The sequence below is a fragment of the Micromonospora sp. WMMA1998 genome, from assembly GCF_027497375.1.
GTDB classification, from domain to species: Bacteria; Actinomycetota; Actinomycetes; order Mycobacteriales; family Micromonosporaceae; genus Micromonospora; species Micromonospora sediminicola.
In genome coordinates this window covers 5,000,145-5,024,540 of record NZ_CP114911.1, presented here as the reverse complement: position 1 = coordinate 5,024,540, position 24,396 = coordinate 5,000,145, and the positions used below count along the sequence as shown (strand labels likewise).

24 protein-coding genes are annotated in these 24,396 nt (G+C 73.2%); 10 read left to right on the top strand and 14 right to left on the bottom strand.

The genetic code is table 11. The annotated features are described in order from the left end of the window. Positions 1-102: 102 nt before the first annotated feature. On the bottom strand, positions 103-912 hold the full coding sequence (locus tag O7600_RS23300; RefSeq protein ID WP_281590626.1) for a hypothetical protein: 810 nt from the start codon (positions 910-912) through the stop codon (positions 103-105). Positions 913-967: 55 nt separating this feature from the next. Between O7600_RS23300 and O7600_RS23295 the strand changes: the two genes are divergently transcribed. Next, the gene (locus O7600_RS23295; protein WP_091582041.1) at positions 968-2,146 is read left to right on the top strand and encodes a DNA recombination protein RmuC; all 1,179 of its coding nucleotides are present in this window, start codon (positions 968-970) and stop codon (positions 2,144-2,146) included. 148 nt (positions 2,147-2,294) lie between these two features. Beyond that, positions 2,295-5,603 (top strand): S8 family serine peptidase, encoded by a 3,309-nt coding sequence (locus tag O7600_RS23290; protein WP_281590623.1) that lies wholly within the window; start codon positions 2,295-2,297, stop codon positions 5,601-5,603. Between the two features lie 72 nt (positions 5,604-5,675). Here the strand turns inward: O7600_RS23290 and O7600_RS23285 are convergent, their stop codons facing one another. Beyond that, positions 5,676-6,080 (bottom strand): hypothetical protein, encoded by a 405-nt coding sequence (locus O7600_RS23285; protein ID WP_281590621.1) that lies wholly within the window; start codon positions 6,078-6,080, stop codon positions 5,676-5,678. Between the two features lie 38 nt (positions 6,081-6,118). Beyond that, a complete protein-coding gene (locus tag O7600_RS23280; RefSeq protein ID WP_281590619.1) occupies positions 6,119-7,105 on the bottom strand; it encodes a 4-hydroxy-3-methylbut-2-enyl diphosphate reductase in 987 nt (328 codons plus the stop codon). Positions 7,106-7,206: 101 nt separating this feature from the next. Here O7600_RS23280 and xseA point away from each other — a divergent pair, with 101 nt between their 5' ends. Both xseA and O7600_RS23270 read left to right on the top strand, forming a co-directional pair. Next, positions 7,207-8,445: an exodeoxyribonuclease VII large subunit gene (gene xseA / locus O7600_RS23275; RefSeq protein ID WP_281590617.1), complete on the top strand. Its 1,239-nt coding sequence runs from the start codon at positions 7,207-7,209 to the stop codon at positions 8,443-8,445. A gap of 13 nt (positions 8,446-8,458) precedes the next feature. Continuing rightward, positions 8,459-8,686 carry an exodeoxyribonuclease VII small subunit gene (locus O7600_RS23270; RefSeq protein WP_281590615.1) on the top strand — a complete coding sequence of 76 codons (228 nt, stop codon included), beginning with the start codon at positions 8,459-8,461 and terminating at the stop codon, positions 8,684-8,686. A gap of 94 nt (positions 8,687-8,780) precedes the next feature. Here the strand turns inward: O7600_RS23270 and O7600_RS23265 are convergent, their stop codons facing one another. Beyond that, positions 8,781-9,623 (bottom strand): hypothetical protein, encoded by an 843-nt coding sequence (locus O7600_RS23265; RefSeq protein WP_281590613.1) that lies wholly within the window; start codon positions 9,621-9,623, stop codon positions 8,781-8,783. Between the two features lie 91 nt (positions 9,624-9,714). Beyond that, the gene (locus tag O7600_RS23260) at positions 9,715-10,455 is read right to left on the bottom strand and encodes a DUF4245 family protein (protein ID WP_281590611.1); all 741 of its coding nucleotides are present in this window, start codon (positions 10,453-10,455) and stop codon (positions 9,715-9,717) included. Positions 10,456-10,615: 160 nt separating this feature from the next. Here O7600_RS23260 and glpX point away from each other — a divergent pair, with 160 nt between their 5' ends. Beyond that, positions 10,616-11,647 (top strand): class II fructose-bisphosphatase, encoded by a 1,032-nt coding sequence (glpX, locus tag O7600_RS23255; protein ID WP_091582068.1) that lies wholly within the window; start codon positions 10,616-10,618, stop codon positions 11,645-11,647. After that, positions 11,644-12,615: a DMT family transporter gene (locus O7600_RS23250; protein ID WP_281590607.1), complete on the top strand. Its 972-nt coding sequence runs from the start codon at positions 11,644-11,646 to the stop codon at positions 12,613-12,615. The genes glpX and O7600_RS23250 overlap by 4 nt, the downstream gene beginning before the upstream one ends. Here O7600_RS23250 and O7600_RS23245 read toward each other — a convergent pair. Next, positions 12,612-13,541 carry an NAD-dependent epimerase/dehydratase family protein gene (locus O7600_RS23245; protein WP_281590605.1) on the bottom strand — a complete coding sequence of 310 codons (930 nt, stop codon included), beginning with the start codon at positions 13,539-13,541 and terminating at the stop codon, positions 12,612-12,614. The two genes, O7600_RS23250 and O7600_RS23245, sit on opposite strands and share 4 nt — an antisense overlap. Before the next feature lie 140 nt (positions 13,542-13,681). Here O7600_RS23245 and O7600_RS23240 point away from each other — a divergent pair, with 140 nt between their 5' ends. Then, the gene (locus O7600_RS23240; RefSeq protein WP_281590603.1) at positions 13,682-14,368 is read left to right on the top strand and encodes a TetR/AcrR family transcriptional regulator; all 687 of its coding nucleotides are present in this window, start codon (positions 13,682-13,684) and stop codon (positions 14,366-14,368) included. 6 nt (positions 14,369-14,374) lie between these two features. On the opposite strand, the gene O7600_RS23235 is transcribed toward O7600_RS23240, so the two are convergent. The 7 genes from O7600_RS23235 to O7600_RS23205 all read right to left on the bottom strand — a co-directional run bounded on the left by O7600_RS23235 (position 14,375) and on the right by O7600_RS23205 (position 21,379). Beyond that, positions 14,375-15,817 carry a hypothetical protein gene (locus tag O7600_RS23235; protein WP_281590601.1) on the bottom strand — a complete coding sequence of 481 codons (1,443 nt, stop codon included), beginning with the start codon at positions 15,815-15,817 and terminating at the stop codon, positions 14,375-14,377. A gap of 221 nt (positions 15,818-16,038) precedes the next feature. Continuing rightward, positions 16,039-17,007: an NAD(P)/FAD-dependent oxidoreductase gene (locus O7600_RS23230; protein WP_281590599.1), complete on the bottom strand. Its 969-nt coding sequence runs from the start codon at positions 17,005-17,007 to the stop codon at positions 16,039-16,041. Between the two features lie 103 nt (positions 17,008-17,110). Beyond that, the gene (locus O7600_RS23225) at positions 17,111-17,770 is read right to left on the bottom strand and encodes a rhomboid family intramembrane serine protease (protein WP_091582094.1); all 660 of its coding nucleotides are present in this window, start codon (positions 17,768-17,770) and stop codon (positions 17,111-17,113) included. 104 nt (positions 17,771-17,874) lie between these two features. After that, entirely contained in the window at positions 17,875-18,564 is a 690-nt protein-coding gene (locus tag O7600_RS23220; protein WP_281590596.1) for a lytic transglycosylase domain-containing protein, read from the bottom strand. A gap of 313 nt (positions 18,565-18,877) precedes the next feature. Beyond that, positions 18,878-20,293 carry a PhoH family protein gene (locus O7600_RS23215; protein ID WP_091582101.1) on the bottom strand — a complete coding sequence of 472 codons (1,416 nt, stop codon included), beginning with the start codon at positions 20,291-20,293 and terminating at the stop codon, positions 18,878-18,880. A gap of 275 nt (positions 20,294-20,568) precedes the next feature. Beyond that, on the bottom strand, positions 20,569-20,997 hold the full coding sequence (locus O7600_RS23210; RefSeq protein WP_281590594.1) for a hypothetical protein: 429 nt from the start codon (positions 20,995-20,997) through the stop codon (positions 20,569-20,571). Positions 20,998-21,037: 40 nt separating this feature from the next. Beyond that, the gene (locus O7600_RS23205; protein ID WP_091582110.1) at positions 21,038-21,379 is read right to left on the bottom strand and encodes a hypothetical protein; all 342 of its coding nucleotides are present in this window, start codon (positions 21,377-21,379) and stop codon (positions 21,038-21,040) included. Between the two features lie 264 nt (positions 21,380-21,643). Here O7600_RS23205 and O7600_RS23200 point away from each other — a divergent pair, with 264 nt between their 5' ends. From O7600_RS23200 to otsB, 3 genes are all read left to right on the top strand, one after another. Continuing rightward, the gene (locus O7600_RS23200; protein WP_091584191.1) at positions 21,644-22,084 is read left to right on the top strand and encodes a helix-turn-helix transcriptional regulator; all 441 of its coding nucleotides are present in this window, start codon (positions 21,644-21,646) and stop codon (positions 22,082-22,084) included. 163 nt (positions 22,085-22,247) lie between these two features. Continuing rightward, the gene (locus O7600_RS23195) at positions 22,248-22,601 is read left to right on the top strand and encodes a hypothetical protein (protein WP_099162569.1); all 354 of its coding nucleotides are present in this window, start codon (positions 22,248-22,250) and stop codon (positions 22,599-22,601) included. Between the two features lie 70 nt (positions 22,602-22,671). Continuing rightward, positions 22,672-23,496 (top strand): trehalose-phosphatase, encoded by an 825-nt coding sequence (gene otsB / locus O7600_RS23190; protein WP_281590589.1) that lies wholly within the window; start codon positions 22,672-22,674, stop codon positions 23,494-23,496. Between the two features lie 104 nt (positions 23,497-23,600). Here otsB and O7600_RS23185 read toward each other — a convergent pair whose 3' ends face one another. Continuing rightward, positions 23,601-24,371, bottom strand: a complete 771-nt coding sequence (locus tag O7600_RS23185) for an isoprenyl transferase (protein WP_281590587.1) — start codon at positions 24,369-24,371, stop codon at positions 23,601-23,603. Positions 24,372-24,396: the final 25 nt, after the last annotated feature.

Genomic DNA, 24,396 nt, shown 5'->3' with positions numbered 1-24,396 from the left:
CGTAAGGAAGGGCCCCCTCTTAACGCCTCGTGCATAAGAGGGGGCCCTTCTTAACGCCTGCGCCCGGCGCGCTGCGAGCGGCGCCCGACGCGGCGGCGCCGGCTAGAAGTCGCCGCCGCCGAAGTCACCACCGAAGTCCCCGCCGCCGAAGCCACCGAAGTCGCCGCCACCGAAGTCGCCACCGGCGTAGTCACCACCGCCACCCATGTCGCCGCCACCCATGTCGCCGCCGCCCATGTCGCCGCCCTGGTCGCCGAAGTCCTGGCCGTCGCCGAAGCCCTCCTGGTAACCGGCGTCGTACCCGGGATCGGCGAATGCGGGTGAGAACAGCGCGTCCGCGATCAGGAGGCCGCCGACCACACCGACGCCCGCGCCGAGCGCGGTCTTCCACCACGGCGTGGAGTACCAGCCGGCCGGCACCGGCCGCCCCTGGAACCGGCCACCCGGGTAGTAGTAGGGCGTCGCGTTCCCCGGCTGCGGGCCGGCCCGGAACGTCTGTCCCTGCACGTCGACCTGGCGCTCCTTGGTGAGCGAGCCGGCACCCTGGGCGGCGGCGAGCGGCGGCAGCTCCGGGCCCGGGTCGATGCCCATCGCGGTCCGCGCCGCCCGGATGTACGCCAGCCCCTCCAGCGCGGTCTCCCGGGCCAGCGCGAACTGGTGCGGGGTGCGCGCCTGCTCCAGCTGCGAGCCGGCCGCGTTGTACCGCTCGCCGGCGTCGGCGAGCGCCTGCCGGACCGCCGGGGCGTCGCCGTGCAGGTTCATCAGCTGGCCACCGAGCCGCTCGTACCAGCGCTGCGCCTCGGCACGGGCGTCAGCCATCTCGTCGGCCCGCCGGGACCTGCTCCCCCACCGCCAGAACACCAGCGCACCTCCGAGCATCACGATCAGGAACACCCACAGGGCAACTTCCATGACCTCGAACGTACCCAGCGCGCGCACGTCGTACCCGTTTGGCAAGCTTTCTGCCATGAGCTTCTCGACGCTGGCCGTGGTGGTGCTCTGCCTCGCCGCGGGCGGCGCGGTGGGCTGGCTGGCGGCCCGCGGGCGGGCCGCGGCCGACGTCGCGCGCCTGGAGGCGACGCTGGCCGCCGCCCAGGCCGGCGAGGGGCGGCTGGAGCAGTCGATGCGGGCGCTCAGCTACGAGGCGACCGCGCAGTCCCAGGAGGCGGTGGCGCGCGCCGTGGCGCCGCTGCACGACACGCTCCGCCGCTATGAGCAACGCGTCGCCGAGCTGGAGCGCGACCGGGTCGACGCCTACGCCGAGCTGCGCGAGCAGGTGCGCTCGATGAGCGCGGTCTCCGGCGAGCTGCGCACCGAGACCAAGCAGCTGGTCGCCGCGCTGCGCGCGCCGCAGGTGCGCGGCCGGTGGGGTGAACACCAGCTCCGGCGGATCGTCGAAGCGGCCGGCCTGCTGGAGCACTGCGACTTCAGCGAGCAGGTCACCGCCGCCACCGACCAGCAGGGGGTCCGCCCCGACCTGGTGGTGCGCCTGCACGGCGGGCGCACCGTGGTGGTCGACGCGAAGGCGCCGTTCGACGCCTACCTGACCGCGATGGAGGCGCGCGACGAGCGCGGACGCGACACCCACCTCGACGCGCACGCCCGGCACCTGCGGGCGCACGTCGACGGTCTCGCCGCCAAGTCCTACTGGTCGGCCTTCGACCAGACCCCCGAGTTCGTGGTGCTGTTCGTGCCGGCCGACCCGTTCCTCGACGTGGCGTTGCAGCGCGACCCGACGCTGCTGGAGCACGCGTTCGCCCGCAACGTGGTGCTGGCCACGCCGGCCACGCTGGTGGCGCTGCTGCGCACGGTGGCCTACTCCTGGCGGCAGGAGGCGCTGGCGCGCAACGCGGCGACCGTCCACTCGCTGGCCCGCGAGCTCTACGGGCGGCTGTCCACCCTGGGCGACCACGTCGGCAAGCTGGGCAGTTCGCTGAGCGGCGCGGTTACGGCCTACAACCGCGCGGTCGGCTCCCTGGAGGCCCGGGTGCTGGTCAGCGCCCGCAAGCTGGCCGAGCTGGGCGTCTCCGACGACGAGCTGCCCACGCCGGCGCAGGTCGAGCTGGCGCCCCGCCAGCCGCAGGCGCCCGAGTTGCTGGGCCGGCCGTCCACATCGGCCGAACGGTCAGCGGACATCGACGTTTAACACGGCGTACGTGACGACGACGGCCGATCCGTGTCACGGAGTGGTCACAAACCGATCCCGGGTAGTGACACACCTCGTCACGGCACGAAGGATCTGCGTCACACGTGCCCTGTCGTCTGAAGGGCCCTGTTCTCTGGAGGAAGAGAACGTGAGTCAACCCCGCAATCGGAGCCGGCGCCCCTCCGCCGCGCTCTTCGCCTCGGTCCTCGCGGCCGGCGCCATGACCGTCGGGGGTGGCGCCGCGACCGCGAGCGCAGCCCCTGCCAACGCCCCCCAGCCCTCGCAGCCGACCGCGGCGAAGGCCCTGGGCGCCCACGACGCCAAGCTGCTCGACGCGGCCGAGGCGAAGAACGCGCCGACCGTCACGATGATCATCGCGGCCCGGAAGGGCTCGGCCAAGAAGGTCGTCGACGGGCTCAAGGGTCTCGGCGCCACCGTCAGCCAGCGGTACGACCAGGTCGGCTACGTGCTGGCCAAGGTGCCGACCGCGAAGGCGCTCAAGGCCGCCACGCTGCCCGGCGTCGCCGCCGTCGACCTCGACGAGACCATCAAGCTCCCCGACCCGGCACCGGAGGCGGCCCCGAACGGCGCCAAGGCCGCCGAGCAGGGTGAGACGTTGGCCGGCCCTGGCGGGGACACCGGCGCGGTCAACCCGTACATGCCGACCAACGAGACCGGCGCGGAGGCCTTCAAGGCCGCGCACCCGACGTGGGACGGCCGCGGCGTCACCATCGGCATCATGGACTCCGGTGTGGACCTCGACCAGCCGGCGCTGCAGAAGACCACCACCGGCGAGCGCAAGATCGTCGACTGGGTCACCGCGACCGACCCGCTCGAGGACGCCACCTGGCGCGCGATGATCACCGAGGTGAACGGTCCCACCTTCACCACCGGCACCGGCGCCTCGGCCCTGACCTGGACCGCGCCGGCCGGCACCTACCGATTCAACACCTTCCGCGAGTCCATCACCGCGGGCAGCGACCCGGCCGGTGACGTCAACCGCGACGGCGACACCACCGACTCCTGGGGCATCCTCTACAACCCGGCCAACGGCGACATCCGGGTGGACGTCAACCAGAACCGCGACTTCACCGACGACGAGGTGATGCGGCCGTACAAGGAGAAGTTCCAGGTCGGCCACTTCGGCACGGACAACCCGGCCACCGCCGTCCGGGAGCAGATCCCGTTCGTGGTCGAGTTCCGGCGCAACGTCGACACCACCCCGGTCGGCGGCCCCGGCCTGGTCGACTACGTCAACATCGGCATCATCGAGAGCACCCACGGCACCCACGTCGCCGGCATCACCGCCGCCAACGACATGCTGGGCAACAGCGCCTTCGACGGCGCCGCCCCCGGTGCCAAGCTGGTCTCCGCCCGCGCCTGCTCCTGGGGTGGCGGCTGCACCGCGGCGGCGCTCACCACCGGCATGGTCGACCTCGTGGTCAACCGCAAGGTCGACGTGGTGAACATGTCGATCGGCGGCCTGCCGGCGCTGAACGACGGCTCCAACGCCCGGGCGGTGCTCTACAACGACCTGATCAACACCTACGGCGTGCAGCTGTTCATCTCGGCCGGCAACTCCGGCCCGGGCGTGAACACGGTCGGCGACCCGTCGGTCGCCACCGACGTGGTCAGCGTCGCGGCCAGCGTCAGCAAGGACACCTGGCTGGCCAACTACGGCTCGGTGGTCCGCAAGGAGAACGCGCTGTTCAACTTCTCCTCCCGCGGCCCGCGTGAGGACGGCGGCTTCAAGCCGAACATCTCCGCTCCCGGCTCGGCCATCTCCACCGCGCCGACCTGGCAGCCGGGCAACCCGGTGCCGGAGGCGGGCTACCCGCTGCCCCCGGGCTACCAGATGCTGAACGGCACCTCGATGGCCTCCCCGCAGGCCACCGGCGCCGCCGCGCTGCTGCTGTCGGCCGCCAAGGCGACCGGCGCGGGCGTCACCCCGGCCGCGCTGCGCCGGGCCGTCTACACCTCGGCCAAGCCGATCGCGGACGTCCCGACGTACGCCCAGGGCTACGGCATGTTCAACGTGCCGGGCGCGTGGAACCTGCTGGCCAAGGGCGTGCAGACCCGCACGTACACCTCCGAGGCCGCGGTCTGCACCGAGCTGTCGCCGAACCTGACCCGCTACGACCGGGACTCCGGCACCTTCGTGCCGAACCCGAACGTCGGCACCGGCATCTACAACCGGTGCGCCGCCGACCGGGGTGGCCAGACGGTCAAGAAGAGCCGCACCTACGACGTCAAGCTGACCCGGACCAGCGGCCCGAACAAGAGCGTCAAGCACCTGCTCGGCCTCCGCGGCAACGACGGCACCTTCTCCGTCCGCAAGGAGGTGTGGCTGCCGCTGAACAAGACCGTCACCGTCCAGGTGAAGGCCAAGCCGATGACCACCGGCGCGCACGGCGCGATCCTGACCGTCGACGACCCGGCCACCTCGGTGGTCGACTTCGAGGTCGCCGCGGTCGTGGTCGCCTCCAACGCGGTGAGCGCTCCGGCCTACTCCTACTCGACCGAGGGCTCGGTCGAGCGGAACAGCTTCACCTCGTACTTCGTCACGGTTCCGCAGGGTGCGGGCGCGCTCCAGGTCAACCTGTCCGGCATCGCGACCGGCTCGCAGACCCGGTTCATCGCCATCAACCCGTACGGCGTGCCGGTCGAGAGCACCGCGAGCACCGCCTGCTACACCAACTTCTCCGACGCCGCCGCCTGCAAGCCGCAGGAGCGGGACTACCAGAACCCGATCCCGGGTGTCTGGGAGATCGAGGTGGAGTCGCGGCGCACGTCGCCGGCGCTGGACAACCCGTTCCAGCTGCAGGCGCGGGTGCAGGGCGTGAAGGTCGAGCCGGCCGTGGTCCAGCTGCCGGCGGTCACCGCCGGCACGCCGACCCCGGTGAGCTGGAGCCTGACCAACACGTTCGGTCCGGTCCGGGTGACCGGCGTCGGCGGGCCGCTGTCCAGCGTCCGCGCCGAGCGGCCGACCATCACCGAGGGCGCCACGCAGGAGTACACGGTCGACATCCCGGCGGGGACCACCTCGTTCTCCGCCCGGATCGGCAACACCTCCGACCTGGGCGCCGACCTGGACCTGTACATCTTCCGCGGCGCCACCGAGGTGGGCCGGTCGGCCGACGGCGACTCGGAGGAGGCGGTCACGCTGAACAACCCGGTCGCCGCCACGTACCGGGTGGTCATCGAGGGCTACGCGGTCGCCGCGGGCGGCACGGCGTACGACTACCGGGACTCGTTCGCGTCCCCGGCGCTGGGCTCGCTCTCCGCGCCGGCCACGCCGCTGTTCCTGCCGAACGGCGGCACCGCGACCCTGACCGGTTCGGTGACCGCGCTGAACACCCCGGCCGCCGGTCGGGAGCTCTTCGGTGACATGGCCGTCACCACCGTCGAGGGCGCGGTCGTCGGCCGCGGCTCGGTGGAGATCAACGCGGTGAACTGAACCGACCGCGATAGAACGGAAGCCCGCCTCCCGACGGGGGAGGCGGGCTTCCGCCTTTCACGCGAGACGGGGTCAGGCCGGGCGGGCGGACTCGACCACGAACGGGGTGCCCTGCTGGCAGGTGGTCATCATGCCGGGCTCGGGCCGGCCGGTGACCTCCACCGTGGCGCCGGCCTTGAGCAGGTCGCGCGGACCGCCGACCAGGAGGTGGTCGTCGAGCAGGAGGCAGTTCGGCTCCACCCCGGCCCGGATCGTGCCGGTGATGGTGGTGCCGCCGACGCCGGGTGGCGTCGACGGGCCGCCCTTCCAGGTCGGATTCGGGCGGCTGGGCGTCACGCTGGGCACGGGATCGGGCTGGCTGGTCACCGGGGCGGCTCCCGTCGGGCTGGGGCTGGCGGGCTCGTCGCCGGGTCCGGCGCAGGCGGTCAGCGCGACACCGGCGAGGAGGGCGACGAGCACCGTCCGAGGAGTCTTCATGGTGGGTTGGACGCGGCGGGCGGCCGATCCGTTCCCGGTCAGCCGCGCGCCGCGGCGGCCTTCATGTCGCGCTTGAGCTCCTGCGGCAGCGAGAAGGTCAGCCGCTCGTCGGCGGTGGTGACCTCATCGACGTCGGTGAAGCCGCGCTCGGCCAGGCGCGCGAGCACCTGCTGGACCAGCTCGTCGGGCACGCTCGCGCCGGAGGTCACACCCACGGTGCGGGCCCCCTCCAGCCAGGCGTCGTCGATCTCGTCGGCGAAGTCGACCAGGTGACCGGCGCGGGCGCCGGCGTCCAGCGCCACCTCGACCAGCCGGACCGAGTTCGACGAGTTGCGCGAGCCGACCACGATCACCACGTCGCACTCCGGGGCGATCTCCTTCACCACGTGCTGACGGTTGGAGGTCGCGTAGCAGATGTCGTCGCTGGGGGGCGACTGGAGCAGCGGCAGCCGCTGCTTGAGCCGGGCCACGGTCTCCAGCGTCTCGTCGACCGACAGCGTGGTCTGGGAGAGCCAGACCACCTTCTCCGGGTCGCGCACGGTGACCTTGTCGACCCCGTCCGGGCCGTCGACCAGCTGGATGTGGGCGGGGGCCTCACCGGCGGTGCCGATGACCTCCTCGTGCCCCTCGTGGCCGATCAGCAGGATGTCGTAGTCCTGCTGGGCGAACCGCCGGGCCTCGTGGTGCACCTTGGTGACCAGCGGGCAGGTCGCGTCGATCGCCCGGAGCGAGCGCTCCTTGGCCTGCTCGTACACCTCCGGGGCCACGCCGTGGGCGGAGAAGATGACGGTGGCGCCCTCCGGCACCTCCTCGTTCTCCTCCACGAAGATCGCGCCCTTGGCCTCCAACGTCCGCACCACGTGCTTGTTGTGCACGATCTGCTTGCGGACGTAGATCGGCGCGCCGTAGAGCTTCAGCGCCTCCTCGACGGTCTGCACCGCGCGGTCCACACCCGCGCAGTAGCCGCGGGGGTTGGCCAGGAGCACGCGCTTGCCGGTCCGGGGAGTCGTCTCAGCGTCAGTCACCCGCCCATGGTACGTGGCGCCCTCCGGGCCGGCAGCGGCCGCGACCACGGCACCGGTCGGGGCTGGCCGGTGGTGTCGGTCCCGGGCCGTAGGGTGGGCGGGTGAGCGCGGGTGAGGTGGGGCGGGGCACGCCCCCGGAGCGGAGCACGTCCGAGGAGCCGTGGCCGGTCCGGGTGGTCAGCCAGAAGGTCGGCGCCTGGATCGCCCGACTCGGCTGGGTGTGGGTCGACGGTCAGGTGGCGCAGATCAGCCGCCGTCCCGGCGCCACCACCGTCTTCCTCACCCTGCGTGACCCCTCGGCCGATCTCAGCCTGACCGTCACCACCAACCGTGACGTGCTCGACGCGGGCGCCCCGGAGCTGCGCGAGGGCGCCCGGGTCGTGCTGCACGCGAAGCCCGAGTTCTATGCCGCGCGGGGCACGCTCAGCCTGCGCGCCGACGAGATCCGCCAGGTCGGCCTGGGTGAGCTGCTGGCCCGGCTGGAGAAGCTCAAGAAGCTGCTCGCCGCGGAAGGGCTGTTCGACCGGTCGCGCAAGCGGCGACCTCCGTTCCTGCCCGGCCGGGTCGGTCTGATCACCGGGCGGGCCTCGGCGGCCGAGCGCGACGTGCTGACCAACGCCCGGCGCCGCTGGCCGGCGGTCGACTTCCGCACGGTCAACGTGGCGGTGCAGGGGCCGAGCGCCGTGCCCGACATCGTCGGCGCGCTCAAGGTGCTCGACGCCGACCCGACGGTCGACGTGATCGTCATCGCCCGGGGCGGTGGCAGCATCGAGGACCTGCTGCCCTTCTCCGACGAGGCGCTGTGCCGGGCGGTCTTCGCCTGCCGCACCCCGGTGGTCAGCGCGATCGGCCACGAGACCGACGCGCCGCTGCTGGACTACGTGGCCGACGTGCGCGCGTCCACCCCCACCGACGCGGCGAAGCGGATCGTGCCCGACCTGACCGAGGAGGTCCGCCTCATCGGTCAGGCCCGGTCGCGCCTGGAGCGGGCGGTGCGCAATCTGGTCGACCGCGAGCAGCACCGGCTCGACCTGTTCCGCTCCCGTCCGGTGCTGGCCCGACCGCAGGTGATGGTCGACCAGCGGGCCGTCGACGTGACCGCGCTGCGGGGCCGCGCCGGCCGGTGCCTGGACCACCGGTTGAGCGGCGCCGCCGACGACCTGCGTCACACTCTCGCGCGGCTGCGCGCGCTCTCCCCCGCGGCCACGCTCGACCGCGGCTACGCCATCGTGCAGCGCGGCGACGGCCACGTGGTCCGCGCGGCGTCCGAGGTGGCCAAGGGCGATCCACTGCGGGTACGCCTCGCCGAGGGCGAGCTGACCGCCACCGTCGACGGCTGAGGAAATGGTACGGATGACTGAGAAGACCAAGGACGAGCAGCTCAGCTACGAGCAGCTCAGCTACGAGCAGGCCCGCGCCGAGCTGGCCTCGGTGGTGGAGCGGCTGGAGGCGGGTGGCACCTCGCTGGAGGAGTCGCTGGCGCTCTGGGAGCGGGGCGAGCAACTCGCCGGCGTCTGCCAGCGTTGGCTGGACGGCGCTCGCGCCCGCATCGACACCGCCCGGCAGAAGACCGAAGAGTGACCGTGGGCCGGCCGGCGCGCGACGCTCGGCCCTCCGCCGGGAGGGCCGAGCGGTCCCGGGAGGCGGGCCCGCCTCCCGGGACCGCGAGCGCCGGTCAGCTGAACAGGTTGTAGAACTCCGGCGGCGCCTCGACGACCTGGTCGGCCGGCGGCTTCTGGGCCGCGGCGGCGTTGCCGTAGTCGGTGTAGGTGATCTTCAGATCCTGCGCGGCGCTCTGGCCGGCGGCCGGGATCTTGAGCACCATCTCAGTGAGCCGGCCCTGCGGGTCGACCTTGGCGGTGAACGGCACCGACTGGGCCTGCGCGCCGAGCGTGGTGATCACGGCCGGGTCGAGCGAGCCCGCCTCGGCGGCCTTCGACACGTCGACGGTGCCCTCGTACGCGCCCTCGCCGGTCTGCCGGACGTCGGTGACGCCCTGGGTGAGCACGGCGCTGCCGGCCGGGTCCACCTTCTCGAAGTCGAAGCCCAGCGCCCGGTTGCCCTTGATCCGGTTCTGGTCGAGGTGCTGGTACTTGCCGAGGTTGAGGTTCTTCACCCCGGGGATCTTGGCGGCCGCAGTGCCGCCCAGGTCGAGCTTGACCCAGCTGTCCGGCTTGGCGTGGATGAGGTCCAGCTTCATCATCAGGTCCGACGACGGGTCACCGATCGTCATCCGCATCTCGGCGCTCTGGCTGGGCTCGTGCACCTGCCCCTCGGCGGTGGAGCCGGCGCCCGTCATGGTGAACCGGAAGTTCCCCTCGCGGATCGCGTTGGTGGAGTCCAGCAGGGCCTGCTTGGCCGCGCTGGTGGACCCGCCGGCGCTCGGGGCGACGCTGCCGGAGGCGGTCGGGGTCGCGGAGGCGTCGGAGGTCCCAGCGCCGTTGCTGTTGCAGGCGGCCAGGCCGGGTATGAGCAGCGCCGCGGCGAACGCGGTGGCGCTGAAGCGTCGTATCTTCACGTCAACCTCTCCAGGTGGGTCGTCCGGGCTCGATGTCCCGTCTGTTCCCTGAAGAGGGGTTGCGCAATCCCGCGTCACCCGGCGGTGCGCCTCAGCGCAGCGAGGTGGCGAGCTTGCGCAGCTCCGTCTCCCCCGCGTCGCCGACCACGATGACCGTGCGGTTCGGCTCCAGCAGGACCAGGGCCTGCTCGTTGCCGCGGGCGGTGTACCGCTGCCAGCTCAACCCGTCGGGCAGGTCCGCGGGGCCCTGCGGCCGGCCCTCGCTCAGCTCGGCCGGCAGCAGCTTCTCCGCCGGCACGTTGCTCTCCACCAGCTGCGCGCCCCGCCCCTCGGGGGTCACGTATCCGATCCGCAGCGTCGCGCCGTCCGCCTCGGTCCGGAAGCGGGCGTTGACCGTACGCCAGTCGTCGCCCAGCCCGGTCGGCTGGCTCACCGGGAACACGTTGGCCGCGCGGGCCTGCTCCAGCGCGGGCGCCGGGTCGACGGTGACCGGCGAGTCGCCGCCGAGGAAGCCCCGGTAGAACGCGATCAGCAGCGCGATCGGCACCAGCAGCACGAGCAGGGACAGCACCATGTCCTTCGGCGACCGCTCCGAGCGGGCCTTCTCCTTGCGGGCGGGCGGCGCGGGCCGGTCCCCGGCGACGGTCTCGGCCGGGCCGGCGTCGTCCCCCGCCGGGTCGACCAGGGCCGGCTCGCCCCGGTCGGTGGGCGGCTCGACCAGCGCGGGCTGCCCCTGCGGCGGGGTCGGGCCGGCATCCGGTCGGACCGGCGGCTGACCCTCGGGCGGGGTCGCGTCGGTCGGCTGGCGGTCGGCAGGCTGTGCGGGCTCCACCGCACCATTGTCGCAGCCGTCCGGGGAGCGTGATCCTGGCCTCCTCCGCCCCGCCGGGGCGGCGAACCTGAGATCGTGTGAGGATCAGCGACAAAACCGGCGGCGGCGACGGCCGCACTCCCGCCGGTCCACCCCGCAACGTCGCGAGGAGGAAGCCGCCATGACAACCACCAGGACGCGGACACCCCAGGATCTCGACCGCAACCTCGCCCTCGATCTGGTCCGGGTCACCGAGGCCGCGGCCATGGCCGCCGGGCGCTGGGTCGGCCGGGGCGACAAGGAGGGCGGCGACGGCGCGGCCGTCGACGCCATGCGCAAGCTGATCAACTCGATCCCGATGCGCGGTGTCGTGGTGATCGGTGAGGGCGAGAAGGACAACGCCCCGATGCTCTTCAACGGCGAGGAGGTCGGCGACGGGACCGGTCCCGAGGTGGACGTGGCGGTCGACCCGATCGACGGCACCACGCTGATGAGCAAGGGCATGCCGAACGCGCTGGCCGTGCTCGCGGTGGCCGAGCGCGGCGCGATGTTCGACCCGAGCGCGGTCTTCTACATGGAGAAGCTCGCGGTCGGCCCGATGTACGCCGACGTGGTCGACATCGACGCCGGGGTGGTCGAGAACATCCGCCGGATCGCCAAGGTCAAGGGCACCGACACCGCCGAGGTGACGGTCTGCGTGCTGGACCGGTCGCGCCACGACGACCTGGTGAAGCAGATCCGGCGCACCGGCGCCGGCATCCGGTTCATCTCCGACGGGGACATCGCCGGCGCGATCGCCGCCGCCCGCGGCGAGTCGGACATCGACGTCCTGATGGGCATCGGCGGCACCCCCGAGGGCATCACCGCGGCCTGCGCGCTGAAGTGCATGGGCGGCATGATGCAGGCCAAGCTCTGGCCGAAGGACGACCAGGAGCGGGAGAAGGCGCTGGCCGCCGGGCACGACCTGGACCGGGTGCTGTTCACCGACGACCTGGTGACCGGCGACAACTGCTTCTTCGTGGCCACCGGGGTCACCTCCGGCGACCTGCTGCGCGGCGTGCGCTACCGGGCCGGCGGGGCGTACACCCAGTCGATCGTGATGCGCTCCAAGAGCGGCACGATCCGGGTCATCGACTCCTACCACCGCCTGGAGAAGCTCGCCCTCTACTCGTCCGTCGACTTCGACGGGCGCCCGCTGGCCGAGCAGGAGTGAGCGCGACCGGGACGGCGGCGCCGCCCACGCTGTCGACCGGTCGGCGGATCGCGGGGGTCGGTCTGGCGACCGGCTCCGGCGTCCTGGTGGCCGTGCAGTCCCGGATCAACGGCGAGTTGGGCGTACGCCTGGCCGACGGGATCGCCGCCGCGGTGGTCTCGTTCGGCCTGGGCCTGCTGATCCTGCTGGCGCTGGTCCCGGCCACCCCCGCAGGGCGGCGAGGACTCGCCGCCCTGCGGGGCGCGCTGCGTACCGGCGCCCTGCGCCCCTGGCAGTGCCTGGGCGGGGTGTGCGGCGCGTTCCTGGTGGCGACGCAGGGACTGACCATCGGCGCGCTCGGCGTGGCCGTGTTCACCGTCGCCGTGGTGGCCGGGCAGTCCGGCAGCAGCCTGCTGGTCGACCGGGCCGGCATCGGGCCGACCGGCCGCCAGGCGGTCACCCCGAACCGGCTGGTCGGCGCGGTCCTCACCGTGCTGGCCGTGTTGCTGGCGGTGGGCGACCGCCTCGGCGACCCGGGCGCGCTGGCACTGGCCCTGCTGCCGCTCGCCGCCGGGATCGGCATCGCCTGGCAGCAGGCGGTGAACGGCCGGGTCCGCGCGGCGGCGGACAGCGCCATGACCGCCACGCTCGTCAACTTCGCGGTCGGCACGGTGGCGCTGCTCGCCACGTTCGCGGTGGAGGTGGCGGTGCGGGGCCGGCCGGCGGGCGGTTTCCCGAGCGAGCCGTGGCTCTACCTCGGCGGCCCGATCGGCATCGTGTTCATCGCGCTGGCCGCCGCCCTCGTGCGGTTCACCGGGGTGCTGCTGCTCGGCCTGGCCACCATCGCCGGGCAGATCGTGGGCGCGGTGCTGCTGGACGTGGTGCTGCCGACCGCCGCCTCGCACCCCGGGGTGAACACGCTGCTCGGTGCGGCGCTGACGCTGGTGGCCGTCCTGGTCGCCGCCCTCTCCCCGCCCCGCCGCGCCTAACGCGCGGTCGGGGCGTGCAGGGTGTCGACGATCTCGTCGACGACCCGGTCCAGCGGGGTCGCCTCGATGCCGAGCGTGGCGGTGGCGGCGGTGGAGTCCAGCACGAACGGCCGGGCGAACTGGTGCGCGGTCTCCCGCAGCTCCTTGGCGAACGGGTTGGCCACGCCGGCCAGCCAGAGCACCGGGTAGGGCATCCGGGTCAGCTTCGGTGCCGGCGCGCCGGCCCGGGCGGCCGTGCGGTCGGCCAGGTCCCGCATCGACACCGCCGGCGTGCTGGGCACGTGCCAGGCCCGACCCCAGGCCCGCGGGTCGGTCGCGGCGGCGACCAGGGTACGGGCGACGTCGGGAACGTACGTCCAGGTGTGCGGGGCGTTCCAGTCGACGGGGAGGAACACCCGTCGCCCGGTGAGCACCCGGGGCAGCACCATCATGGCCAGCGAGGTGCCGCCGACGCCGATGTAGTCGGAGCCGCGTACCTCGGTGACCCGGGCCCGACCGGCGTGGTGGGCGGCCAGGGCGTCGGCCCACATCCGGTTGCGGACCCGGCCCTTGACGCCGGTGGCGGCCAGTGGCGTCGACTCGGTCATGGGCGCGTCGACCGGGCCGTACCCGTAGAGGTTGCCGACGGTGGCGAGCACCGCGCCGGTGCGCTCGGCGGCGGTGAGCAGCGCGGCGGCCAGCGGCGGCCAGTCGAGGGGCCAGCGGTGGTACGCCGGGTTGGCGCAGTTGTGGAGCGCGGCCGCGCCCTCGGTCAGCGCGGTCAGCCGGTCGGTGTCGGCGGCGTCGGCGGCCACCCGCTCGACCGCCGGGTGCTCCGGGCCGGTGCCGCGCCGGGTGACCACCCGCACCCGCTCGCCCTGGTCGACGAGGAGCCGGGCGGTGGCGGTGCCGACGGGTCCGGCGCCGACGATCACGTGCAGGGCCATGGCAGGTCCACCTGTTCTGAAGCAGTTGTCTGAATCGAGAGCAGCGCTCTCGAAAAAGAGCATGACGCGGATCGGCCGCTCCGTCAAGAGCAGTGCTCTCGCTTTTGATTGGCGCTCTCATCCGTGGCACAGTGGGAGCCATGGTCGCTCCCTCGCTCCGCGCCCGGGTCCGCGCCGGGATGATCGAAGAGATCAAGGCCGTCGCCCGCCGCCACCTGGCCACCGACGGCGCGAACCTCTCCCTGCGCGCCGTCGCGCGGGACCTCGGCATGGTCTCCTCGGCGATCTACCGCTACTTCCCCAGCCGGGACGACCTGCTCACCGCGCTGATCCTGGAGGCGTACGCCGCGCTGGGCGACGCGGTCGAGACGGCCGACGCCGGCGCCGACCCGGCCGACCTGCGCGGGCGCTGGCTGGCCGCCTGCCGGGCCGCCCGCACCTGGGCGCTGGCCCACCCCGCCGAGTACGCGCTGCTCTACGGCAGCCCGGTGCCCGGCTACGCGGCTCCGGACGACACGGTCGCGCCGGCCCAGCGGCCCCCGACGACACTGGTCGGCATCCTGCGCGACGGGGTGGCCTCCGGCCGGCTCGCGCCGCCCGCCGAGGACCTGCCCGAGCCGCTACGCGCCGACGTCGCCGAACTGGTCGCGCTGCTCGGGATGGACCTCCCGCCCGCGCTGCTGGCCCGCGGCATGGCCGGCTGGACCCAGCTCTTCGGGCTGATCAGCTTCGAGCTGTTCGGCCGGATCAACCGGGCCCTGCCGCACCGCGACGAGTACTTCGACCACCAGATCGGCCTGATGGCGGACCTGGTCGGCCTGCCCTGAGCGGGATCAGCCCGTCGGGGCACGTCCCGGCCCGGCGACCGGCGCCGGCGGCGGGTACGGCGGATCGGGCGGAAGCGGCGGCCAGGGTGGCGCGACCGGCGGCCGCCACGGCGCGACCAGCCGGGCCGCCCGCCAGCCGAGCAGCTGCCCCGGCACGAGGGCCAGCCCGGCAAGCGTCAGCGCCGTCGAGGCGTGCACCGGCCGGCCGTAGAGCCACCCGGTCAGTGGCAGGCCCGCCAGCACCACGGTGAGCGTGGCCGCCAGCAGCGCCTCGCCGGTCCACCGACCGGGCACCCCTCGCGCGGCCGGCGGGATCACCGCGAGCAGCCCGCCGCCGAGCAGCAGCAGGGCACAGCCGGCGGCGAGCGGGAACACGATGAGGTCGTCGACGTTCCAGACCACGAGCAGGAACACCGCGGCGTGGAACAGGACCACGACCTGGACCAGCGGCAGCACGATGCCGTAGCCGGACGTGCGGGCGGCCCGCGCACCGGCGACGACGAGCACCAGGGCGCCGAGCGCCAGGGCGAGCAGCGCCGCCCGGAGCGGGTCGTTGTGCCGGTCCCCGGGGGAGATCACGCCCAGCGGCGGGGGCCCTTCCCCCTGGTCGTCGGCGAAGCCGATCCGGCGCCAGTCGCCGTCCGGGTCGCGCAGCGCGAAACCGTCCCGGCCGTTCGCCACGAGCACCACGTGCCGCCCGCCGGAGACGTCGAGCACGGCGAGGTCCTGACCGGCGATCCGTTCGCCGGCCGGCCCGGCCTCCGGGTAGCGCGCCCGCAACAGCTCCCGCTGGTCCTCGGTGACCTGCCAGGACAGCCGCCAGGTCCGGCCCGCGTCGTCACTCTCCTCGACCCGGATTTGGCCGGGGAGCCACCGGTAGCACCGCTGCGGGGCGGCCGGCAGGCAGGCCCGCCGGTCCGTACGCTCCGACCCGGTGCGCAGCGCCTCCTCCTCGACGGGAGCGGGGTCGCGCCACGTCGCACCGGCGTCGTCGCTGATCCGCCACCGCCAGGGCGGGTCGGCCCTGGCGTCCTGACTCTTCCCGACGCCGGCGACCAGCCGGCCGTCGACCACCGCCGCGTCGACCGCGTCGTGGTGCCCGACCATGCTCGTCGCGGCCACCGCGAGCGTCGCCGCCGGCAGCAGCACCAGCACGCGGACCAGCCGGGTCCCCCGCCGCCCCACCGGGTCGCGACCAGCCCGACGCCACGCCCAGGCCGCCAACGCGAGCGCCGGCAGGGCGAGCAGGTCGGTCCGGTCCGCCCGGACCACTGACGGCCCGCTCACCGCGCTCCACAGCTGCGAGGCGGCCGTCGCGGCGTACCCGCTGGTCTTGACCACGGTGAAGCCGACGCCGACCGACCCCAGCGCGAGACCGGCGGCGGTCCGGGCCCCGAGCCGGGGCACGACGAGCGTGACCAGCACGGCGACGAGCGGCGGCGCGAGCACCAGGCCCGCGACGTCGCTCAGCTTGCCGGTGACCGGGCCGGGCCGCCTTGAGCATGTGGTCGTTCAGCGCCAGCACGATCAGGGCGAGCACGGTCACCGGCTGGCCCAGCCAGGCCAGCGCGACACGGGCGCCGTCGGGCGTGCTCCGATCCGCGGGTGTCATCCGTCCATCGTGGTCACCGATGGTCTCGGCGCGGCCACGTGGCGGTGAGGATCCGGCGTCAGGTGCCGTCGGAGGAGTGGCCGGGGAAGAGGTGCGCGGTGGGGTCGATGGCGACGGCCGCGTTGTTCACGGCGGTGGCCGCCTCGCCGAAGCCGGTGGCGATCAGCCGGACCTTGCCCGGGTATTCGGTGATGTCCCCGGCCGCGAAGACCCGGGGCAGGTTGGTGGCCATGGCGCTGTCCACCAGGATGTGCCGCCGGTCGAGCCTCAGCCCCCACTCGGCGAGCGGACCCAGGTCGGCGGTGAAGCCGAGCGCGGCCACCACCGTGTCCACCGGCAGCGTCTCCGCCGCGCCACCGCGCACGGTCAGTTCGGCGCCGGTGACGTGGTCCTCCCCGTAGAGCCGGCTCACCTCGGCGTTGACCACGACCCGCACCGGCAGCGCGCGGACCCGCTCGACGGTGGCGGCGTGCGCGCGGAAGCGGTCCCGCCGGTGCACGAGCGTCACCGAGCGGGCCAGCGGGGCGAGCGTGGCCGCCCAGTCGAAGGCCGAGTCGCCGCCGCCCACGATGAGCACGTGCCGGTCGGTCAGCTCGGTCGGCTGGGGCACGAAGTAGACGATCCCGCCGCCGGTGAAGCTGTCCGCGGCCGGCAACGGCCGGGGTGTGAAGCTGCCCAGACCGCCGGTGACCACCACCGCGCCGCAGCGCAGCTGCTCACCGCCGGCCAGCCCGAGGACCGGCCGGCCGTCCAGGTACGAGAGCTTCTCCGCGCGTACGCCGAGCAGGTAGTCGGGGTGGAACGGCGCGGCCTGGGCGACCAGGTTCGCGACCAGTTCCCGCCCCTTGATCGCGGGAAAGCCGGCGACGTCGAGGATCAGCTTCTCCGGGTACATGGCGGTGACCTGTCCGCCCGGTTCGGGCAGCGCGTCGATCACGGCCACCGAGAGCCCGCGGAACCCGGCATAGTAGGCGGCGAAGAGCCCGGCGGGGCCGGCCCCGATCACGGCGACATCGACCTCGTGCATGGCGTACCGTCACTTTCCGCCAGGGATCAACGCGTGCTGATGCCGACGGTAGGCGGGCGGGCGGGCGCGGGCAAGCACGTCCCGCGGACGGTTCGACGCGTCGTCAGGGCAGGGTGACCGGGGGTGACCCGAGTCGGTCCGGCGTGCCGGTCTCGACGCGGCGGCGGAACAGGATCGCCGCGACCACGCCGCCGAGCAGCCCGAACAGGTGCCCCTGCCAGGAGATCCGCTCGTCGGTGGGGAGGATGCCCAGCAGCTGCCAGCCGTAGAGCAGGCCGACCAGCAGCACCACGGCGAAGTTCCACCAGCTCCGCTCCACCACACCGCGGGTGAGCAGGATGCCGAGGTAGCCGAAGATCACGCCACTCGCGCCGACCACCACCGAGTTGGGCGAACCGGTGAACCACACGCCCAGGCCGCTGACCAGGATGATCACCATGGTGGACCAGAGGAACCGGCGGGTGCCGGCGGCCAGCACGAACGTCCCGAGCAGGATCAGCGGGATGCTGTTGCTGTAGAGGTGGTTCCAGCCGGCGTGCAGGAACGGCGAGAAGAAGACGCCGTCCAGGCCCTGGATCCGGTGCGGGATGATGCCCGCGGTGACGTCGAGGTCGAGGCGCAGGCCCACGTCGAGCGCCTCGACGAGGAAGAGCACCGGCACCACCGCGCACATGGCGACGAAGGCCCGGCCGAGCGCCGCGTAGAACGCATCGGTGCCGAACCGGTGGGGGTCGCCGCCGCGAGGGCCGTCGTGCCAGGTCACCTGTCAAGAGCTATCAGCAAATGCGGCCGTCCGCCACTCGAGCGGCGCAACGAGCGAGGGCGGGACGCGGGGCTCGGCCCCATGTCCCGCCCTCGTCGGATCGATCAGTACCAGCCCGAACTCTGCGACTTCTGCCAGGCGCCGCACGGGTTGTCGTACCGGCCCTCGATGTAACCGAGGCCCCACTTGATCTGGGTGGCCGGGTTGGTCTTCCAGTCGTCCGCCACCGAGCCCATCTTGCTGCCCGGCAGGGCCTGCGGGATCCCGTACGCGCCGGAGCCCGCGTTGTACGCCTTGTGGTTCCAGCCGCTTTCCTTGGTCCAGAGCTTGTCCAGACAGGGGAACTGGTCGATGCCGAAGCCCTCGTCGAGCATGATGGCGCAACCGACCTTGCGGTTGCCGCTGAACTCCTCGCACGAGGCCGGGATGGGGCCGTCGTACGGCTTGGCCTTGGCCTCGGCCTCCGCCTTGGCCGCGTCCCGCTCCTTCTTGCGGCTGGCGGCGGCCGCCTCGGCCTGCTTGGCCCGTTCGGCGGCTTCCTTCGCCGCCGCGGCGGCCCGCAGCTTGGCCTGGTACTCGGCGGCCCGCTGCCGGGACGCCGCCACACGGTGCTCGGCCTGCCGGTCGCGCTGGTAGGCGTACTCCGTCCGGTCGACCTCGAGCCCGACCTGCGCGGTCAGGCCCTGCTGCTGGGTCTGGCGATCCTCGCCCAGGTAGAAACCACCGGCGACGCCCACGGAGAGCAGCGCGACAGCGGCCGTACGGGCGCCGAACCGGCTCCACAGCCGACTCACGAAGTTTCCCTTCGTCGGGGGCAGGGACACGGCACGGCCGCGTGGCCGGGTGTGGCCGGGTGCGGGTGCCGTGAGCGCCCCGACCCGACGGTCGAGGCCGACGCGCCGGCGTCCCGTGGCTCCCGCCGTCGTGGCGGAGAATGCTCGACGATGCTGCCGGTGCGTATGGGGCTCCGGGCCGTGTTCGGCACCGGAGTTGTCGGTGGCGCTCGATGAACACCATCGCGCAGGGTGAGGCCAGTGGGAAACCACGGGCGACAAATGTGATCTGCGCCACACTAAAAATGTGGGCAAAGCAGGGCGGGACGGGCGGTCAGCCCGGGATGTCCTCCAGCAGATCGGTGACCATCGCGGCGATCGGAGAACGCTCCGATCGGCTGAGGGTGACGTGCGCGAAGAGGGGATGCCCCTTCAGCGCCTCGATCACCGCGGTCACCCCGTCGTGTCGACCGACCCGGAGGTTGTCCCGCTGCGCCACGTCGTGGGTGAGCACCACCCGGGACCCCTGGCCGATCCGGGACAGCACGGTGAGCAGCACGCCCCGTTCCAGGGACTGCGCCTCGTCCACGATGACGAAGGCGTCGTGCAGGCTCCGGCCGCGGATGTGGGTCAACGGCAGCACCTCCAACAGCCCGCGCGAGGTGACCTCCTCCAGCACGTGCTCGTGCACCACCGCACCCAGCGTGTCGAAGACAGCCTGGGCCCACGGCGACATCTTCTCCGACTCCGAGCCGGGCAGGTAGCCGAGTTCCTGGCCACCGACCGCGTACAGCGGGCGGAACACGATCACCTTCTTGTGCCGGCGACGCTCCATCACCGCCTCCAGGCCCGCGCAGAGCGCCAGCGCGGACTTGCCGGTGCCGGCCCGCCCGCCCAGCGACACGATCCCGATCGACTCGTCCAGCAACAGGTCGAGCGCCACCCGCTGCTCCGCCGAGCGCCCGTGCACGCCGAACGCCTCGCGATCGCCGCGGACCAGCCGCACGGTCTTGTCCGGCAACACCCGGCCGAGCGCCGAGCCCCGCCCGGACTGCAGCACCAGGCCGGTGTGGCAGGGCAGGCCGGCGGCGGCGTCGACGTCGAGCGCCTCGCCCGCGTACAGCCGACCGATCTCCTCCTCGGAGAGCTCCAGCTCGGCCATTCCGGTCCAGGTGGGGTCGCTGGCCTGGCCGTGCCGGTACTCGTCGGCGTGCAGGCCGACCGAGGCCGCCTTGACCCGCAGCGGCATGTCCTTGCTGACCAGGGTCACCTCGCGCCCCTCGGCGGCGAGGTTGAGCGCCACCGAGAGGATCCGCGCGTCGTTCGACTCGTTACGGAACCCGGGCGGCAGCACCCCGTCGTCGGTGTGGTTGAGCTCCACCCGGAGCGTGCCGCCCTGGTCGTTGGCGGGCACCGGCCGGTCCAGCCGGCCGTGTCGCACGCGCAGCTCGTCCAGCATGCGCAGCGACTGGCGGGCGAACCAGCCCAGCTCCGGATGGTGCCGTTTGCCCTCCAACTCGGAGATCACCACCAGCGGCAGCACCACCTCGTGCTCGGCGAAGCGGTGGAACGCCGCGGGGTCGGAGAGGAGGACCGAGGTGTCCAGGACGAAAGCCGGGCCGGCTGGTCGGGGCTCCTCGGCGGCGGGGACCGCCGCGGCGGCGCTGCGGCGGCCGCGGGTGGTCCGGCGGGTCGGGGCGGTCGCGGCCGGGGTCTGGTCGGCACCGGCGGGGGTACGGCGAGTGGTCACAGGCCTGCTCCGCGGATGGGCACCCGGCCACCCGAGTTCCGCCTCTTCCGGCGCCCGGCGGGCACGGGGTCGGATGCGGGCCCCGTGCGCGAGTCGTCGCAGGTCCGGGCTGTCCGGCTGGCCCGGGAAAACCCCGTGCCATGCCTAGACGCTAATCGCACCGGGGCCGCGCGGCTAGGGGTGGACGTGGATCACGCCCGTCGGGGAGGTGAACGTGCCCGGAACCGGCCGGGATGCATGCCCCCTGCGCGCACCCCGGCCGGAGCTCCGTCGCCTCAGCCCTGCCGACGCACCAGCGTCCCGCCCCTCGGCCCGGCGCCGGCGGCGCCGAACGAGGACCCGGTGTACGTGGTGCCGGGCCGGGCCGCCACGCCGCCGAGCTGGGCGGTCGCGGTGACGCGTACGGCCGGGGCGGAGCCGGTGCGCCCGGTGACCGCGGTGGGGACGGCGGTGCCCGCGAACGGGGTGGCCGCGCGCCCGACCGACGTCACCACGGTCGGCGCCGGGCCGGCGAGCGCCGAGGCGATGGCGGCCTGCGCGTCCCGGCGCCGGCGGTTCCAGGCGCCCCGGTCGCCGTCGAAGTAGCCCTGGCGGTAGCCGAACCGGTAGCCGATCCGGTAGCTGAGCTGACCGTGCAACCGGCCGGCGGCGTAGCAGGTGGAGCCGAGCACCAGGACGAGGACCACGGCGAGAAAGGGGCTCACCGGGTCACCTCCGCCGTCCGGGACGGCGTGGCGCCCCGGCTCATCGCTCGTCCGCCCCGGGCAGCGGGTCGACCACCAGCAGCCGCTCCAGGTCGGCGGTGCTGACCTCCTCGACCAGTTCGACGCTGATCCGGCAGCCGTCGAGAATGACCTCGGCGACGGACGCCCGGCGGATCTCGCCGCCGGAGTCGTAGACGCGCACGCTCAGCTCGGGGCAGCCGAGGTGGGTACGCCAGGCGTCCCACTCCTCCCGGTCACCGACACTGAGCGAGAGGTAGCGACAGCCCCGGGCGAGGTAGACGCGCCACGGCGCGCTCAGCCCGGCGGAGACCCCGTCCGCGATCAGGCCGAACGCCTGGGCGCGGGTCGCGAGCTCGGTCACGAGACCCCCTCGGCACCCGCGGAGTGACGCATGTGAGCACTCGTCGTCTCAAGCACGTGACACACCGTAAGTTGTCTCATGAGCGTGACAGTATCAGCTTTTCGTCCGTTTGCCGCCGTACTCGTGTCCATCTATTCTGCCCGGGTGACACCCCTCAGGAGCAGCTCTGGATCGTTTACCGGAAAACCCGCGACAGCGTCACGTCGGCGTGACAGCAGCGTGCCGAGCCGGCCCGACGCGGCCGACTGGCCGTACCGTCACGGGGTGACCGAGACGGCCAACGCACGGAAGATCGCCTTCGCCACCTTCGTCCGCCGCGCGCTGGACGACGCCCGCGCCATGCGGGCCTGGAGCGGCACCGAGGTCTCCCGGCGCACCGGCGTCTCCCGCCAGACCATCAACCGCTGGGTGCGCGGCGACTGGGCCAGCGACCCCGAGGCGGAGCGCGTGGTCGCTTTCTGCGAGGGCCTCGGGCTCGACCCGGCGGCCGCGTTCGTCGCGCTCGGCTGGGACCGGGCCGCCGGCCCCCGCGCCGATCCGACCCCGCCCCCGATGGACCCGGACGTCGAGGCGCTGCTGCGCCGGCTGGTCGACCCGAACGTCTCCGACGCGGAGAAGTTCCACATTCGAGAAACCATTCGTTACCTCGCATATCGCCCGACTCTCCCGGCCGTTGTCCGAAATAGGGGTAAACAGGCCGGGTAGTTCCTCAAATGGCGAAAGAACGGAAGGTCAGACCCGATTGTTTCGCCGCGGGGACGGATCGGACCGGCTAGCGTCCACGTTTGTACTGCTAGGGGCTCGTCGTCGGCGGGGGGACGGGACACAGCCGAACCCAGCCCTGCGGGACAGAAGGAGGGGTCTGTCCATGACCCTGAAATGGTTGGCAGTCGTGGTCGCGGTGGTGTCGGTGACATCGTGCGTGACCGGCAACGTGGTGGTCGGCGTACTGAACGGCGGGCAGCTTCCCCTGGTCGCCAATCTTCTCGCGCTCACCACGGCCGGCACCGCGGTGGTCCTCGCCGTCGTGGCTGAGCTGCACGATCGGCTCAACGACCGGGTCAGCGCGCTCACCGAGTTCCTGGTGGCGCGGCTCAACGAGATCGAGGCGCACACCGGCGACCGGAACACCGGTTTCGTGGAGGGCTACCTGCTCAGCCACGGACAGGACGCGGCCGTGGTGCCGTTCGGGCGCCGGGGACGGGGAGCCGCCGAACGCTGACCTCCCACGTCGTCCCGACGTCACATCTCGGCCACGAATACGCCGCCCGGCGCGGGGTACGCTGTCGCGCGTGCCGCCGTTGAATCTGGGCAACCAGCAGCCGAAGACCCCGTTGGACGCGGAGCACGCCTGGCGTGCGACCGCCGCCCGCGTGCGGGACGTCGTGCTCTTCTTCGACTTCGACGGCACGTTGGCGCCGGTCGACGACGATCCCACCGCGGTCCGCCCCGCGCCGAAGGTGCTCACCGCGCTGGAGGCGCTGGCCCCCCGCGTACGCCGGATCGCCATCGTCTCCGCGCGACCGGTCGAGTTCCTCCGCGACCACCTGGGCGGCCTCGACGGCGTGGACCTCTACGGGCTCTACGGCCTGGAGCACAGCCACTCCGGCGGCGAGACGGTCACCGAGCCGGCCGCGCTGCCCTGGGTGCCGACCATGGCCGAGCTGGCCGAGCAGGCCCGGACCGAGCTGCCGCCGGGCGCCCTGGTGGAGTTCAAGCGGCTCTCCGTCGCGCTGCACTGGCGCACCGCCCCGCAGCTCGGCGACCTGGTGCAGGCGTGGGGCCGGAGCCAGGCCGAACGACTCGGCCTGCGTTGCCAGGCCGGTCGGATGGTGCTGGAGCTGAAGCCCCCGGTCGACCGGGACAAGGGCATGGTCATCGGCGAGGCCGTGCGGGACGCCGGTGGCGCCTGGTACTTCGGCGACGACGTCTCCGACATCAAGGCGTTCGCCGCGCTGCGCGCCCGCGCCGCCACCGACCCGGACTTCCTCGGCGTGTGCGTTGCCGTCGCCAACCCGGAGACGGGTCACGAGGTGGCCGACGCCGCCGACCTCACCCTGGACTCCCCCGCCGCCCTGGGCGACTTCCTCACGGACGCCCTCCCCCACCTCACCTGACGCGACCACCCCCGATCGTCGATCTTGCACTTGCCGACCCGGCATAACGGACAAAAGCCGCATCGTTGGGGCCGAATGTGCAAGATCGACGGGAGAAGGGCGGGTCAGACGCCGTAGCGGCGCTGGCGGGTGGCGTAGGAGCGCAGGGCACGGAGGAAGTCGACCTTGCGGAAGTCGGGCCAGTTCAGCTCGCAGAAATAGAACTCCGAGTGCGCGCTCTGCCAGAGCATGAAGCCGGACAGCCGCTGCTCCCCGCTGGTCCGGATGATCAGATCCGGATCCGGCAGCCCCTTCGTGTAGAGGTGCTCGGAGATGTGGTCGACGTCGAGCGACGAGGCCAACTCCTCGATCGTGCCGCCGTTCGCCGCGTGCTCCAGCAGCAGCGACCGCACCGCGTCGGCGATCTCGCGCCGCCCGCCGTATCCGACGGCGATGTTGACCTGGGCCCCGCCGTCGCGGTCCCGGGTGCGTTCCTCGGCCGCCTTCAGCGCCGCCGCGTGCGGCGCGGGCAGCACGTCGAGCGCGCCCACCATGCGCAGCCGCCAGGGGTTGCCCTCCTCGGCCAGCTCGGTGGTGAGGTCCTCGATGATCTGGAGCAGCGGGTCCAGCTCGGCGGCCGGCCGGGAGAGGTTGTCGGTGGAGAGCAGCCAGAGCGTGACGTGCCCGACGCCGGCGGCGTCGCACCAGCGGAGCAGCTCCTTGATCCGCTCGGCGCCCATCCGGTGGCCGTCGTTCGGGTCGACGAAGCCCATCTCCCGGGCCCATCTGCGGTTTCCGTCGCACATCACGCCGACGTGTGCGGGCACGGGCCTGCCCGCGAGCTTCGCCGTGAGCCGGCGCTCGTACACGGAGTAGAGAAGTTTCCGCAGAGTCATCACCTTGCAGGGTAGCGACCCCGCG